Origin of the sequence: Crocosphaera watsonii WH 8501, from assembly GCF_000167195.1 — a bacterium.
In the GTDB taxonomy this organism is placed as follows: domain Bacteria; phylum Cyanobacteriota; class Cyanobacteriia; order Cyanobacteriales; family Microcystaceae; genus Crocosphaera; species Crocosphaera watsonii.
Map to the genome: position 1 here is coordinate 1 of NZ_AADV02000090.1, position 15,580 is coordinate 15,580.

10 protein-coding genes and 6 pseudogenes are annotated in these 15,580 nt (G+C 38.9%); 6 read left to right on the forward strand and 10 right to left on the reverse strand.

The features are described from left to right. Positions 1-73 precede the first annotated feature (73 nt). Together CWATDRAFT_RS22255 and CWATDRAFT_RS22260 are read right to left on the reverse strand one after the other, a co-directional pair. Complete coding sequence (locus tag CWATDRAFT_RS22255; protein ID WP_007303151.1) at positions 74-715, reverse strand: transposase; 642 nt, start codon at positions 713-715, stop codon at positions 74-76. A 64-nt stretch (positions 716-779) separates the two neighbouring features. Then, positions 780-1,361, reverse strand: coding sequence for a helix-turn-helix domain-containing protein (locus CWATDRAFT_RS22260; RefSeq protein ID WP_007303067.1), 582 nt, complete (start codon positions 1,359-1,361; stop codon positions 780-782). Positions 1,362-1,467: 106 nt separating this feature from the next. Between CWATDRAFT_RS22260 and CWATDRAFT_RS38780 the strand changes: the two genes are divergently transcribed. Beyond that, entirely contained in the window at positions 1,468-3,198 is a 1,731-nt protein-coding gene (locus CWATDRAFT_RS38780; RefSeq protein WP_268742523.1) for a Calx-beta domain-containing protein, read from the forward strand. 360 nt (positions 3,199-3,558) lie between these two features. Here CWATDRAFT_RS38780 and CWATDRAFT_RS41945 read toward each other — a convergent pair. After that, a pseudogene (locus tag CWATDRAFT_RS41945) lies at positions 3,559-4,730 on the reverse strand (ISAzo13 family transposase). A 400-nt stretch (positions 4,731-5,130) separates the two neighbouring features. Between CWATDRAFT_RS41945 and CWATDRAFT_RS22280 the strand changes: the two are divergent. Further along, a pseudogene (locus CWATDRAFT_RS22280) lies at positions 5,131-6,616 on the forward strand (IS1380-like element ISCwa5 family transposase). A gap of 468 nt (positions 6,617-7,084) precedes the next feature. Here the strand turns inward: CWATDRAFT_RS22280 and lpxC are convergent. From lpxC to CWATDRAFT_RS41140, 4 genes are all read right to left on the reverse strand, one after another. Beyond that, the gene (gene lpxC / locus CWATDRAFT_RS22290; RefSeq protein WP_007307139.1) at positions 7,085-7,912 is read right to left on the reverse strand and encodes a UDP-3-O-acyl-N-acetylglucosamine deacetylase; all 828 of its coding nucleotides are present in this window, start codon (positions 7,910-7,912) and stop codon (positions 7,085-7,087) included. A gap of 61 nt (positions 7,913-7,973) precedes the next feature. Continuing rightward, positions 7,974-9,986 carry a BamA/TamA family outer membrane protein gene (locus CWATDRAFT_RS22295; RefSeq protein WP_412093245.1) on the reverse strand — a complete coding sequence of 671 codons (2,013 nt, stop codon included), beginning with the start codon at positions 9,984-9,986 and terminating at the stop codon, positions 7,974-7,976. 945 nt (positions 9,987-10,931) lie between these two features. Beyond that, positions 10,932-11,672: a phosphoribosylaminoimidazolesuccinocarboxamide synthase gene (gene purC / locus CWATDRAFT_RS22300; RefSeq protein ID WP_007307137.1), complete on the reverse strand. Its 741-nt coding sequence runs from the start codon at positions 11,670-11,672 to the stop codon at positions 10,932-10,934. Next, positions 11,672-11,803: a hypothetical protein gene (locus CWATDRAFT_RS41140; protein ID WP_007312191.1), complete on the reverse strand. Its 132-nt coding sequence runs from the start codon at positions 11,801-11,803 to the stop codon at positions 11,672-11,674. Before CWATDRAFT_RS41140 ends, purC begins: the two co-directional genes overlap by 1 nt. 97 nt (positions 11,804-11,900) lie before the next feature. On the opposite strand from CWATDRAFT_RS41140, the gene CWATDRAFT_RS40290 reads away from it, so the two are divergent. Next, positions 11,901-12,254, forward strand: a complete 354-nt coding sequence (locus tag CWATDRAFT_RS40290) for a hypothetical protein (protein ID WP_042712150.1) — start codon at positions 11,901-11,903, stop codon at positions 12,252-12,254. A gap of 58 nt (positions 12,255-12,312) precedes the next feature. Then, positions 12,313-12,498 (forward strand): annotated as a pseudogene (locus CWATDRAFT_RS22310) (DUF4277 domain-containing protein); the annotation flags it as partial. Positions 12,499-12,511: 13 nt separating this feature from the next. Here the strand turns inward: CWATDRAFT_RS22310 and CWATDRAFT_RS22315 are convergent. Together CWATDRAFT_RS22315 and CWATDRAFT_RS22320 are read right to left on the reverse strand one after the other, a co-directional pair. Continuing rightward, a complete protein-coding gene (locus tag CWATDRAFT_RS22315; RefSeq protein ID WP_007307136.1) occupies positions 12,512-13,153 on the reverse strand; it encodes a transposase in 642 nt (213 codons plus the stop codon). Positions 13,154-13,217: 64 nt separating this feature from the next. Continuing rightward, a complete protein-coding gene (locus CWATDRAFT_RS22320) occupies positions 13,218-13,799 on the reverse strand; it encodes a helix-turn-helix domain-containing protein (protein WP_007303067.1) in 582 nt (193 codons plus the stop codon). Here CWATDRAFT_RS22320 and CWATDRAFT_RS22325 point away from each other — a divergent pair. Beyond that, positions 13,753-14,232 (forward strand): annotated as a pseudogene (locus CWATDRAFT_RS22325) (aquaporin); the annotation flags it as partial. The gene CWATDRAFT_RS22320 and the pseudogene CWATDRAFT_RS22325 sit on opposite strands and share 47 nt — an antisense overlap. Positions 14,233-14,466: 234 nt before the next feature. On the opposite strand, the pseudogene CWATDRAFT_RS22330 reads toward CWATDRAFT_RS22325, so the two are convergent. After that, a pseudogene (locus CWATDRAFT_RS22330) lies at positions 14,467-14,889 on the reverse strand (transposase); the annotation flags it as partial. A 56-nt stretch (positions 14,890-14,945) separates the two neighbouring features. Here CWATDRAFT_RS22330 and CWATDRAFT_RS22335 point away from each other — a divergent pair. After that, positions 14,946-15,580: pseudogene (locus CWATDRAFT_RS22335) on the forward strand (IS66-like element ISCwa4 family transposase); the annotation flags it as partial.

The window sequence follows — 15,580 nt, forward strand, 5'->3', positions numbered from 1 at the left end:
CTTTAGAGTCAGAATATATCATGGCGGCAAGTTATCCTTTTCCTAGTGCAGCTTAGCAAAAATAATCCACCAGTCACTTATGATCTTTAAAGCCCTTAAATTTCCAAACGAACGGCTTAGCAAAATGTTGATTAAAGTAATCAATAAAATTGAGAATTTTTTGGGATAGTTCTTCAGTTGAACGGACAGTAATTCTTTTGAGTAAACGCCTGACTAAGATCGAAAACCAACACTCAATTTGATTAAGCCACGATGTATGTTTGGGAATATAAACAAAGCGAATTCGATGAGATTCATCTGATAAAAAATCTGCTCTGCTGTCCATAGATTGCAAAATCCCCTCCTTTCCTTTTCTCCCCAAATCAATAGTAATTCCACAGCTTTCTGCTACTAATTTGACTAAGCTTTCCGATTTATGAGTGTTGAGTTGATCTACAATAAAAATCCATTCTGCTTTTTCATCAATCTTAATCGTTCTCTGGATATGTTCAGAAAAATCTTGTTCTGTTCTTGTCGGTCCAATAGAGGGACTAACAACTTTTCCTCTTGCCACATCCCAGTTCGCAATCAAGCTTAAAGTTCCGTGTCTTTCATATTCAAATTCGATTTTTTCTACTTGTTTAGGCTTGATTCTTTTGTTCGGAAATAATCTCTCAAGAGCTTGAATCCCTGTCATTTCATCTGTACTAATTAAATGAATTCCTTGTTCTAACAAAGTTTTAGCTTCTTGATGAAGTTCACAGATATATTTGACTTGCTTTTTAAATTTTAAGGGATCATCAATTTTGGCATTTAACCAGTAACGAACGAGATGTGGTTGTAATGTCGCTTCTTTTTAAAAAACGCCCCACACTACGGGGGGAAATCTTTTCGACAATTCCTCTTTTTATGGCTTCATCCGCCAACTCTGAAGGTGTCCAATGGCTCACTGGTCTGTCTGATTTTTCACATTCTTCACAAGCGATCTCTACAATCTGGACTACTTGTTCGACCGTAAAGGATTTTGTTGTTCCAGGTCTTGGGCGATCGCTTAAAATTCCTTTGATCAAGACCATTAATGCTTTCTCCGTTACCTGTTGTTCTTCGGCGGCACTCAGTTTTTCTCTCTCCTCAAACCATCGCGATCGCCACTGACGCACTTGTACTCGGTCTAATTCTAATCTTCGACTAATCGAACTATTGCTCTCTCCTGATGCTGCGGCTAAGATTAGCTTGGCTCGTCTAACAAGGCGATAGGGGTTTGTTGTCCCTCTCACTATTTGTTGGAGTACTGTTTTCTGTAGGTTGGAGAGGTTAATTGGCAATGCTTTTATCATGGACATCAACTTCGAGATTCTTCCGTTAGTTTCATTGAAACACATTGTCGTGGCTAGTCACGACAATGTGTTTCTGTAAAAATCTGGTGGATTACTTTCGCCAAGCTGCAGTAGTAACATTACTTTAGGAGATAATCAAGGATTAGGAACAATTAATAACGATGATAATGCCACTATAAACATTAACAATGTAACCATAGTTGAAGGAGACAACGGCACAACCAACGCCGTATTTACAGTTAGTCTTTCCAACCCAGTTAATGAAGTAGTTACTGTAGATTACACCACAGCAGATGGCACTGCTACTGTAGCTGATAATGATTATGTCCCCATTCCAACTACTACTTTAACCTTCAATCCCAACGAAACCACTCAACAAATTACAGTGGAAGTAAATGGAGATAAGATAGTAGAAAATGATGAAACCTTCTTCCTTAACCTAAGTAACTTACAAACTAATAGTAGTAACGTTACGTTAGGAGATAATCAAGGAATCGGTACTATCAATAATGATGATGATGCTACTATTGACATTGAAGATGTAACCATAACAGAAGGAGATAAAGGCACAACTAATTTTGTATTTACAGTTAGTCTTTCCAACCTAGTTGATGAAGTAGTTACTGTAGATTACACCACAGCAGATGTCACTGCTACTGTAGCTGATAATGATTATGTCCCCATTCCAACTACTACTTTAACCTTCAATCCCGAAGAAACCACTAAAGAAATTATCGTGGAAGTAACTGGAGATAAGATAGTAGAAAATGATGAAACCTTCTTCCTTAACCTAAGTAACTTACAAACTAATAGCAGTAACGTTACTTTAGAGGATAATCAAGGAGTCGGTACTATCGAGAATGACGATGAGGCTAAGATTTCCATTGAAGATGTAACCATAACAGAAGGAGACAACGGTATAACTAATTTTGTATTTACAGTTAGTCTTTCCAACCTAGTTGATGAAGTAGTTACTGTAGATTACGCCACAGCAGATGGCACTGCTACTGTAGCTGATAATGATTATGTCCCCATTCCAACTACTACTTTAACCTTCAATCCCAACCAAACCACTCAACAAATTACAGTGGAAGTAACTGGAGATAATATAGTAGAAGATAATGAAACCTTCTTCCGTAACTTAAGTAACTTACAAACTAATAGCAGTAACGTTACTTTAGAGGATAATCAAGGAGTCGGTACTATTAGTAACGATGATAATGATGAAAATAATTCAGCACCTACAGAGATAAGTTTAATCAATGGTTTTGTCCTCAATGGTATTGATCAATATGACTTCTCAGGCAGATCAGTAAGTAGTGCGGGAGATGTCAATGGGGATGGTTTCTCTGATATTCTTATTGGGACATATCATGCCGACCCCAATGGCAATTCTAGAGCAGGTGAGAGTTATGTGGTCTTTGGGCGCAGTAATTTTGTGGCTGTGGTTGAACTGTCAAACCTCAATACTGCCAACGTTGATGAAAACAGTGCCAATGGCACTGTTATTGCCCAATTAAACACCTCAGACCCCGATGCAGGAGACACCCACACTTATAATCTTCTTGATGATGCGGGGGGACGTTTTGCCATTAATGAAAATAACCATTTAATTGTGGCTAATGGCAGTTTACTGGACTTTGAAACCGATAACAGCCACACCATTGAAGTTCAAACCACGGATAGTGGAGGAATGAGTTTCAGCCAATTCCTCACAATTGACCTCAAGAACTCGCAGGAGATAGGTAATGACCAACCTTCAAGCATTAGTTTGATTAATGGCTTTGGCTTTGTTCTCAATGGAATTGATGCTGGTGACAGATCAGGCTATTCAGGTGTGATTCGTTGGGCTAGAAAGCTTGTACCAAGTATAAGTGTGTAGCCCGTTCTACACCTTTATAACAGAATAACTGTTGGTTTGTTGGCTAAAGGAGCCAAACTCGGAATCAAAGGAGTAAAATCCTAAGAGTAACGACATAACCCTCCGTTTTGGACTTAGTAAAACCAGGATGGAAGCAGGGTTAGGTGATTTCCAAGAAAAAGTTTCCCACCCATTCTCAGAATCTGTTTGTAGAACATCTCAAATAAGCGAAAAGGGAAAAATAAAAAGTTGTTCGCGGATACTTTCCGCGAACAAAAACCTCCCTATCTAAAAGAAAGAAATACGCTAACTTTTAAATTAGCTTTGACTATTTTTAAAAAGGAAATTCACTTAATTTTACACTCTTATTAACTTTTTAGACTAACTGGGTCTAATCAAAATATCCCATTTAGGTAAGTGAGGATTACGTTCTAAACGTTTCTCAATTTCCTTCATCTCTTTTTTCGTTAAAGAAATGCCTTTTTGATAAACTTTTTTACTTAACTTAACTATCGGATTTAAGCCTTTCCATGTCATAGTTTTTACCCAAGCTAACATCGTTTGAGCATTTCTCAGAAGTGTTCCGTTCCAATGCCTCTCTAAAATTCCCCAACATCTTTCTATGGGATTATATTTACTGTGATAAGGAGGAAAATATAGTAATTGAATAGATTTCTTAGTTTGGTCGGCAAACTCTACCATTCTCTTCAAAAATTGCCTTCTTATTCCACTATTTTCTGGTCCATTATCAACTTTAATTTGGATGTTCTCTAGTTGCTGCTTTTCAGTTATACTCAGACTTGTCCACCATTGCTCCAAGTTATCTACCATGAAATCACTCGTTTTATAAGAACTTCCAAAAGTTACATAAAGTTGCCCTGTATCTTCATCTACAATCCCACAAGGAGCGTATTTTTCTTTAGTTCCCATATCATGATCTTGAGCTTGATTATAACCTCTGGTTTGTCCGCCACGTGAATATTCTCCTATTTCCACAGTTGCTTTACAATCCATACTTAAACGTTTCACAGAAGGGTCTTTTTTTCTATCTTTTTTCTCTATATTCTCGAAGATAGCGTCCGTCTCCGAGATTTTTTTTTAGGTTTAGCTTTTACCACTTTTCTTAATCGATAGCCCAAACGATTTAAAATATCTGCCATTGTCGAAGCAGCAGGAACCTCCTCTCCATTATATCCTAGATTTCTTAATTGTTTAATGGCTTCAGCCGCCGTTAATCTTGTATAGGCAATGGGGTTATTAAATGTGGGGTTTTGTTGTGCGTGAGCTTCGGCTATTTCTTTCAATGATTGGGCAACTATTGGGTATCTTTCCTCCCATTTTTTACATCCACTATTGACTGATTGTAATCCTAAACACACTATCCCAGTTCGTTTTTCATGTAATCCAAGTTGAACATTTTTTCTCCCCCAACCAAACACGATTTCGGTTTGTCTGGCACTTCCTCCACAATACTTGAGACACATTTCAGCTTGAAATGAACGACGCTCTGCTCCCGTCATTTTTGAGGCTGCTAAACGTAAATCATCGACCATCGACGGGGTTAAGGGATTATTTGTCTGTTTTAGCTTCAATTTACTCTCTCTAATCTTTTTACCTCTTCATTTTAATCTATTTCTTCTGTTTTTTCAGACAAGCCAATTATGAAATTTTAAAGTTGTGTACCAAGATCCGCTAACTCTCTGTTCCTTTTATTTCTTGAAAGCCTTTAGTCCAAGCGATTACCCCCTATGGGAAAAGCTTTCTCGGAAATCACCCAACAGTCTGTTGTCAGATTTTAAGTTAAAATCAACCCGAATTAGACAAAGATGAAAAGATAAATCAATCACTAATTTTTCCAAAAAAATTATTAATAAAATCTCTAATAGTACTAGATTGTTAGAATAAAATATGCTATAATTTAATTATTAAAGCAATTTACCTTAAACTGATTTAATGAGTCCCAGTCATCCCCGAACCCCTCGTCAAGTAATCAACTTTAGTAAACAGAAAGGAAAAGAAATAATCGCTAATTTTGATGGGGGACTAATCACTTCAGATGCGGGGATTGTCTGGATAGCTGAGTTGGATAAAAAGCTGGGAATTACCGAGAAGTTTGGTAACTGTTTTCAAGATCATCGTCATCAATCTTATGTAGATCATTCCGTTCATGAGTTATTAGCACAAAGGCTTTATGGAATTATTTTAGGCTATGAAGATGTCAATGACCATGATAAATTACGTCACGATCCTGCCCTTAAGATCGCTTTAGAAAAGCTTAATGAACTTGAAGATAAAAAGGGATGGTTAGCTGGAAAAAGTACAATTAATAGATTGGAATATTGTCCTGAGACTATTCTCGACCAAAAAACGAGTCGTTATCATAAAATAGAACCCAACTTTGAAGCCATTGAAAAATCTTTTGTCGAATTTTTTTTAGAGTCTTATAAAAAACCTCCCTTAAGTATTATATTAGATATGGATGTCACGGATGACCAAGTACATGGTAATCAAGAAGGGGCATTTTTTAATAGTTATTATCACGGAGTATGTTATGCTCCTTTATATATTTTCTGTGGGCATCATTTATTAGTTGCTAAACTTCGTTCATCTAATGTAGATCCAGCCGATGGAGCCTTAGACGAATTACAAAGAATTATCGGACTAATTAGAGAAAAAATGGTCAGAGACTCATATCCTAGTTAGGGGTGATAGTGCCTATGCCCGTGAAGAAATCTTCTATTTTTGTGAAAATCAGCCTTTAGTTGATTATGTTATAGCTATGGGAACAAATGGCGTTCTTAAGTTACGAGCGGATGATGTAATTGAAAAAGCCAAACATGAATATGAAAAAAAACTAGCTCCAATAACTGAATTAATGGATAGTTTATTTCAGAAAAAAGAAGATTTAGAAGAAGTTAAAAAATTAGTACCAATTTCTACTTGGTATCGCTCTATTCGTTATAAAACAGAAAAGTCATAGAGTTGTCAAAGAAGAGTAGTGACAAAAGTTTGTTATGGAAGTGATGGCTTAAAAATGCGCCATGTGGTGACATCTTTGCCCGCTTCAAAAATTCCACCCTCAAAACTTTATACAAAAAAATACTGTCCGAGAGGCGAGATGGAAAATCGGATTAAAGAACAACAATTAGACTTGTTAGCTGATAGAACTTCAACTCAAACATTTCAAAGTAATCAACTAAGATTATGGATACATTCCTGGGCTTATGTTCTCATAAATGCTTTTCGTCAACACTGTTTAAAAAAAACTTCATTGGCTAAAGCAACTGTGGGAAGAATACGTCTAAATCTTCTTAAGTTGGGAGCCAGAATAAAGATTAGTTGTAGAAGAATTATTATCGCTATAGCTAGTGCTTGTCCTTATCAAGATATTTTGTCTATTGCTAACAAAAGAATTAAAACTATTCCTAATACTGGATAAGTAGAATAAGTTGTTTTTTAAAAAAGATATCTATCATAAGTTGTTGACTGACTGATACTTTCATTTAGTCTTATTTATAGTGGAGAAAATCAAAAGTTAATATAATTATTCCCTCTTAAACTCAATTTTTGGATAATCAAAGTCAATTTTTTTATTCATCTATATTTAAAATTTCTATTAGTCCTAAAAATTATCATTTTTCATCTCTGGATTGGGCTTTCAAATTAATTTGTGAGAAATCCGGGTATCCTATAGTTTTCAGGGGCATATTTATACAATATTGTGATTTTTATTGATAAAAATATTCAAAATCACATATTCAAAGAATTATTTTAAGTCTTAGCTCGCCAATTACTCCAGAAAAATAAACTATTGCTCCTTATATTTAGATTTTTGTAAAAATGCTAACTTTTGAAACATGATCATCAGGGTTTGAGTAGCAACGGAGAAACAACGGCGGTTAAGAAGTCACTGGACTCCCGTGTTTTTTGATAAGGCTTGAGCTAGTTGAACATGAAGTTTATGACTAGCTTTATAGGCTAAAAAATGTGCTTGGGGAATGGTTCCTAATAAACTCAAATCGCCGATTAAATCTAAGAGTTTATGGCGTACTGGTTCATTTTCAAAGCGTAAAGGAGGGTTAAGCCAACCAGAGCGATCGCAGACCAAAGCGTTGTCTAGACTCCCTCCTTTAATTAACCCTGATTGTTTCAACTGTTCAATTTGATCGGCAAAGCCAAAGGTTCTGGCCGGGGCGATCAACTCTTGAAATGGCTCTTTTTTGGGGTTCCAACTCACCCATTGATTGCCGATCGCTTGGTAAGGATAATCAACACCATAGCTAAAGCGGATTTCTGGGGCAGGTATAGCAGCCACAAAAGCATCTCCATCCCTAACCCATACTGGTTCTGTGATCGGGCTGCCTATGACCATTTCTGAGGGACTCAGACCAGATTCCAGCATAGCCTCTACCCAGTTTTGAGCCGAACCGTCTAATAAGGGAACTTCGGGCCCGTCGATTTCGATGCAAGCATTTTCGATGCCACATCCGTTGAGAGCCGCTAATAAATGTTCCACAGTGCGAATTTTTGCCCCATTAGCCATTAATTCTGTGGATAATAAGGTTTGATTCACTGCCGAAACAGTGGCGGGAATGATGGGTTTTTCTGGTAAATCAACCCGAACAAAATAACGGCCTTGATTTCCATAATTGGGCAATATTCTGACTTCAGTGTTAGCCCCAGAATGTAAACCAATACCGGATACTGTGATGCCTTTTTCTATAGTAGATGTCATTTTAAACTCCAATATTAATGGTTTTTAACTGATAACTGATAACTGATAACTGTTCACTGTGTTAAAATCTTTCTCCAATACCAAAATGAATACGAGAGTCCCCGTCATCATTGATGCCATAATCAACCCTAATAGGTCCGACGGGAGATTGAATTCTCACCCCCAAACCATAACCATAGCCATCACTAGGTAATCCTCGCACTACGCCAGGGATACCACGAACAGAGCGTTGAGACTTAATGGTTGTCCCATAATCGAAGAAGAGAGCGGCCCCAACCGCCGGAATAATGGGAAAGCGGTATTCTGCCGTTGCTTGAAAATAACTCCGTCCGTTACCCACCTCCCCTTCTGCGTAGCCTCGGACTGAATTACTACCACCCACCACAAAAGCTTCATAAGGGGGTAAATCTTCCAATACGGTTCCGGCTTGTACATTAAAGGCTAAAGCCTGGGGTTTGGGTTGATCTTCTTCAATAAATCCTAAATCGATAAAATCTAGGGGTAGAAAATAACTATAATTGCCTCGCAAACGGGTAAAAGTAACACTTCCCGAACCTACGGGGAGGGTTTGTTCTACACCTAAGCGAAGAACATAACCACTGGTGGGACGTAAGGGATTATTACGAAAATCTTGAGCCGCAGCGAAGCTAAGGGTTAACAAGTCATCCCGTCCCGAGTCACTGAAGGCCAAGGGTTGTTCTGGAAAACCGTTGAGGGGGGCTGATAGAGGGGCAATATCCCCGTCTGCGTTTTCGATTTGTACCCGTTGATAGTTAACCCCGGCGGTGAGTCGCCAGTCTGGTTTGGTAAAGGGATTATCCGCTATGGGACGGGCAAAGGAAACACCACCCCCTGTACGAATGACCCGAGGACTGTCAAACCCGTTAAGGGTTCTAATGGAAGAATCATCCCCATCAAAGACGAGGGAAATAGTCCGACGACGGAACCCGTTAACTGTATAAGCGGTACGGAAAGGATCACCAGCAATCCACGGATCTGTAAAACTGACATCTAATAGTAGTTCCCTTTCCCCAACTTGGACTTCACCCCCGATGGTTTGACCGTTACCCCCTAAGTTCTGTTCTTGGTAACTAATGGTTCCAAACAGTCCACTACTGGAACTGATCCCTGTCCCTGCGGCTAATGATCCGGTGTTACCTTCCACCACATCCACATTGACGATTACTTCTCTGGGGTCTTCCCCTGGACTAAAGGAAACCCGCACATCTTCAAAGAGTCCTAAGCCAAAAATCCTTTGTAGGTCAAATTGTGCTGTTCTTCGGTTAAAGACAGTCCCAGGTTTTAACTGCATTTCACGGGTAACGATAAAGTCGCGGGTTCTTCCATCTAAGGGTTCGTCTTCTGGGTCAAAAAAGCGTACCTGAATGTCTTCTATCACCCCTTCAGCGATTACTAAGGTGACAATACCATCTTCGCTGACTTCGGGGGAACCAATAACTTGCGCTAGGTCAAATCCTTGTTCGGCGTACCATTCGTTAATTGCGCCAATTCCTTCTTGAAGATCCCTCAGGTTCAGGGTTTTACCGTATTGCTCCCCAAAAATTTCTTGAACTTTCTCAGGGGGTAAAGCTCGTTCATCTTCTACATCAGGCACGGTACTAACTACCACCTGCTCTAAAACTGGGTTGACCTCGACGGCGTAAGTAATTCTTACCCCTAAAGGTGTGTCGGCAGGGGTAACTTCCACGTTAGCGAAGAAACCTGTGGCATAAATGGCGTTTACGTCTTCTTGTAGTTGGGAACGGGTGGCCGTACGCCCTGGCCGAGTCTGTATTGTGTTATAAACTAAGTTTTCAAGTTCTCGCTCAGCCCCTTCAACTACTACTTCTACCACTAAGACTCGGGGTTCTTGTTCGCTGGTTTCTATTTCTTCGGTTTCTCCTTCGGGGGCAGGAATCACTTCTGGTGTGGGAACCACTGGAATATCCCTATCTTGGATATCTTCACCATTACTGGGAGGGGTTGTTTCTTGGGCTATTTCTGCTGGTTGAGTTAACTCCAGTGGAATAGTTTCTTGGACTATTTCTGGTGGCTGAGTTAACTCAGGGGCGATCGCTTCGCCTAAGTTAGCCTGGGATACTGTATCTACGGTTAATTGAGGGGCTAAACCTTCATGGTTTGGGGGGGCTGTAGAGGACTGAGAAGGGGGTTCAGGGCTTGGTTGTACCTCCTTGAGTTGGGAAACCCTGGGATAAGGGTTAATTGCCTCTGAGGACTCTTCTAACCAGGCATCGGAGAGGTTGGGATGGTTATCTTCAGTAGCAACAACTTCCGTTGTTGCTTGGATGGTGGAAACTCTAGGATAAGGGTCAATAGTGCCTCTAGACTCTTCTAACCAAGGATCTTCCAGTATTATTGGGCTGGAATCTCTGGCTATTGGCTCCTTGACTCCATCCTGGGACTTCACTGGAGAAGATACCCCCTCTTTTATGTCTGAAACCTTGGTATAAGGCTCAACCTCTGTTGAATATTCATCGGTCTGTGAGTCCCAGGTGAGATTTTCCAGAAACTCAAAATCAGTTGCTTCTGGGTCTTTGATACTGGCTACTGACGGGACGTTCTGCCCTCTTAAGGGCCTTTCGGCTACCCAGACAGTTGTTGTTGTCAGGATAATCCCCAGTAAGGGGAAAAAATGTAACTTTTTGCTCTGGTTTGACACTTCCTACACACCCAATCAAGCTATAGCGTTTTCACTGTTATCCGTTCCTTTTGGTTAACTTAACTGATAGCTAACAGCTTATCTAACAGCCGAGCCATATTACCCGTCTCTTAGACCCCGACTGTAACAAATTGTTCCAATTTTTGTTACCTCACCGCCGAGAAGCCCCCCTCTGTACCGTGCTTGTCAGAGTCGGTATAATTAGGCGGGTCACGGACATCTCACGATGGCGAAGACGCTTAGCCATCGTGAGATGTCCGTTCCAAGCGAAATGTTTATTTTGACAAAGTTGATGCTAATCTTACCAGTCAAACTTGTCCTTACTTCCCAAACTCTCGATCAAAGTCCCTTTTTAGCTGATCCTAATTGCTCTAAAACTCTCTTCTGAACTTGTTGATAAGCTGTTTCAACCTTTCCTAAGTCTCGACGAAAGCGATCTTTATCCATGACACGCTTTTGAGGATCTTTTTCTGTTTGATCCCATAGTCGACAGGTATCGGGGCTAATTTCATCTGCTAAGAGAATTTTCCCCTGTTTATCAAGCCCAAATTCTAGCTTAAAATCCACTAGAGTAATTTGACAACTGGCAAAAAATTCTTGTAAATGTTGATTGATACTTAAGGCTAGGTTTTGTAGTTGTTTGAGTTGTTCTTCTGTGGCCAGTTCTAATATTAAAAGGCGATCACGGGTCAACAAGGGATCTCCTAGTTCATCATTCTTAAAGTAAAATTCAACTAAGGGAAAGGGTAATTTAGATCCTTCCTCTAACCCTGTCTGTCTGCATAAACTTCCTGCTGCTATATTTCTAACAACTACTTCTATGGGAATAATCTTAACTCGTTTTACTAATATTTTGTCATCGGCGGATTGTTTGATTAAATGGGTAGGTATTCCTTTTGATTCTAACCATTGAAATAAGGCAACTGTGATCTGACAATTCATTTTGCCTTTTTCTACAATAGTACCTCGCTTTTGAGCATTAAAGGCAGTGGCATCATCTTTGAAATGGGTTAGGAGAATATCGGGATCATCTGTTGTATAGAGAATCTTTGCTTTGCCTTCGTATAGTTTTTCTGTCATTATTTTTTGGCTTTTAAAGAGAACAATAATGGTTTTATTTTCCTTTGAATATTCACCAATAACCTAGCTTTACGCAAGAAAAACTGTAAGATTGTTTCCTCTTTTGTAATGATATCTGTTTTGGCTTCCATCCCTCATTTTAACACACATTCTTTACCAAAAATTATTATCCTGATATATGTTAACAATAAAGTAGAAAAGTTTTGTCTCATTTTCACGCTGTACTTTATGAGTCCGAGAAAAGTTATATTAATCGCAATCAAAACTCTAGCACTAGGGTTTTTGTTTGGAGTTCCCTCTGTCTTGGCTAACTGTAGCGATCGCATAGCGAGTTTAGAGTTAGTACAACCAGTTATGGAACGTTTATGGCCAAGGTTAAAAGCGGAAAACCCTATCTATGGTCAAATAAAAGATGATTCTATCACCTTAACAGAGGAGTTCGATCGCTTAAGTGGGTTAAAAAAAAAGCAACTTCTAGAACAGCTTAAACTAGGTTATAACCCAGATTCCGCACTTCAAAAAGTAGCATTAAATACTACAAGCCTAGGGTTAACAATTAAGTATAATTGCTTAAGCTCTTGAAGACAAAAAAGTGGGATAATTGCTTAAGTTGTTTCCTCTGTAAAAAAAAGAGCGAAAAATGTCTTATTTAGAAGAAATACAAGTTAAAAATTTAGACCATTTAGGGATAGTAGCTGGTTTAATTGATGAAATAGGAATAGTCAAAATAATTAATAATAAATTAGGAATAGATGTTAGAGAAAAAATCTCAGCAGGTACAGTAGTTAAGTCTATTTTAATCAATGGACTAGTGCAGCTTAGCAAAAATAATCCACCAGTCACTTATGATCTTTAAAGCCCTTAAATTTCCAAACGAACGGCTTAGCAAAATGTTGATTAAAGTAATCAATAAAATTGAGAATTTTTTGGGATAGTTCTTCAGTTGAACGGACAGTAATTCTTTTGAGTAAACGCCTGACTAAGATCGAAAACCAACACTCAATTTGATTAAGCCACGATGTATGTTTGGGAATATAAACAAAGCGAATTCGATGAGATTCATCTGATAAAAAATCTGCTCTGCTCTCCATAGATTGCAAAATCCCCTCCTTTCCTTTTCTCCCCAAATCAATAGTAATTCCACAGCTTTCTGCTACTAATTTGACTAAGCTTTCCGATTTATGAGTGTTGAGTTGATCTACAATAAAAATCCATTCTGCTTTTTCATCAATCTTAATAGTTCTCTGGATATGTTCAGAAAAATCTTGTTCTGTTCTTGTCGGTCCAATAGAGGGACTAACAACTTTTCCTCTTGCCACATCCCAGTTCGCAATCAAGCTTAAAGTTCCGTGTCTTTCATATTCAAATTCGATTTTTTCTACTTGTTTAGGCTTGATTCTTTTGTTCGGAAATAATCTCTCAAGAGCTTGAATCCCTGTCATTTCATCTGTACTAATTAAATGAATTCCTTGTTCTAACAAAGTTTTAGCTTCTTGATGAAGTTCACAGATATATTTGACTTGCTTTTTAAATTTTAAGGGATCATCAATTTTGGCATTTAACCAGTAACGAACGAGATGTGGTTGTAATGTCGCTTCTTTTTAAAAAACGCCCCACACTACGGGGGGAAATCTTTTCGACAATTCCTCTTTTTATGGCTTCATCCGCCAACTCTGAAGGTGTCCAATGGCTCACTGGTCTGTCTGATTTTTCACATTCTTCACAAGCGATCTCTACAATCTGGACTACTTGTTCGACCGTAAAGGATTTTGTTGTTCCAGGTCTTGGGCGATCGCTTAAAATTCCTTTGATCAAGACCATTAATGCTTTCTCCGTTACCTGTTGTTCTTCGGCGGCACTCAGTTTTTCTCTCTCCTCAAACCATCGCGATCGCCACTGACGCACTTGTACTCGGTCTAATTCTAATCTTCGACTAATCGAACTATTGCTCTCTCCTGATGCTGCGGCTAAGATTAGCTTGGCTCGTCTAACAAGGCGATAGGGGTTTGTTGTCCCTCTCACTATTTGTTGGAGTACTGTTTTCTGTAGGTTGGAGAGGTTAATTGGCAATGCTTTTATCATGGACATCAACTTCGAGATTCTTCCGTTAGTTTCATTGAAACACATTGTCGTGGCTAGTCACGAAAGTTTCTGTAAAAATCTGGTGGATTACTTTCGCCAAGCTGCACTAGTGTTAGGAGGTTGCGGGAGTGCGGTTCTCGCTGCTAACTTTGGAGGAGACGGAAACCCTTTAGGATTAGGGTTTTTAGGCGTTTCCCTTGCCTTCGGACTAACGGTTGTAACCATGGCCTATGCAGTAGGTCATATTTCTGGGGGTCATTTTAACCCGGCAGTTTCCTTCGGTTTATTAGCAGGAAAACGCTTTAATGGCTCTGATTTATTGCCTTATATCGTAGCGCAAGTATTAGGAGCGATCGCCGCAGGAGGCGTATTATTGATCATAGCCAGTGGTAATGCAGACTTTAGTTTAAGTGGTGCGAACCCCTTAGCTACTAATGGTTACGGAACCCACTCTCCGGGGGGTTATACCCGGATTTCTCACAAATTAATTTGAAAGCCCAATCCAGAGATGAAAAATGATAATTTTTAGGACTAATAGAAATTTTGAATATAGATGAATAAAAAAATTGACTTTGATTATCCAAAAATTGAGTTTAAGAGGGAATAATTATATTAACTTTTGATTTTCTCCACGATAAATAAGACTAAATGAAAGTATCAGTCAGTCAACAACTTATGATAGATATCTTTTTTAGAAAACAACTTATTCTACTTATCCAGTATTAGGAATAGTTTTAATTCTTTTGTTAGCAATAGACAAAATATCTTGATAAGGACAAGCACTAGCTATAGCGATAATAATTCTTCTACAACTAATCTTTATTCTGGCTCCCAACTTAAGAAGATTTAGACGTATTCTTCCCACAGTTGCTTTAGCCAATGAAGTTTTTTTTAAACAGTGTTGACGAAAAGCATTTATGAGAACATAAGCCCAGGAATGTATCCATAATCTTAGTTGATTACTTTGAAATGTTTGAGTTGAAGTTCTATCAGCTAACAAGTCTAATTGTTGTTCTTTAATCCGATTTTCCATCTCGCCTCTCGGACAGTATTTTTTTGTATAAAGTTTTGAGGGTGGAATTTTTGAAGCGGGCAAAGATGTCACCACCTGGCGCATTTTTAGTAATTGCTCACCGCAATAAAGAATCTGTCTTGACAACATAAAGGTAAAATCGGGGATTTTTATGTATGGTGGGGGTTATGACCACAAATGCTACCATTGATTCAAAGCTAGTTAGAGCTATCGCCGATGAACAGTTGGCGAAGAATGTCTTCATGATTGAGTGGCTAGTCAAGGCACAACAACAGTTATCTCTTCAACAAAGACTGATTGACCAGCAACAACAACAAATCTCTACACAACAGCAAGAAATTGAAAAATTGAAAGAAGAGAGAGATAAGCTAAAAAACCGTAACTCAAAAAACAGTTCAGTCCCCCCATCATCAGACCCACTAAAAAAGCCTTCTGACAAAAAGAAACGCAAAAAAGGATTTAAACGCGGACCAAAATATGACCACCCAGGGAAGACCCGTAATGGTTTTGGTCAGCCCGATAAGATAGTCCCTTTAGAACTAGAAAACTGTCCTGTTTGTGGGGGTTCAGTGGAACGAGATGAAGTAGTTCCCGAAAAAGTCCAGCAAGTGGCTGAAGTAGTAGACCAACCCATAGAAATCAGGGAATATCGTCGCGGATTCTATAAATGTCCTAGTTGTGGATGGTCAGATTACAGTCCTGTTCCATTGGGAGTTAAAGAAGGATTCAGTTATGGGGCGCGATTAAGTAGCATCGTGGGCTGGCTTGGCTATGGGGGTAATCTTACATGGCG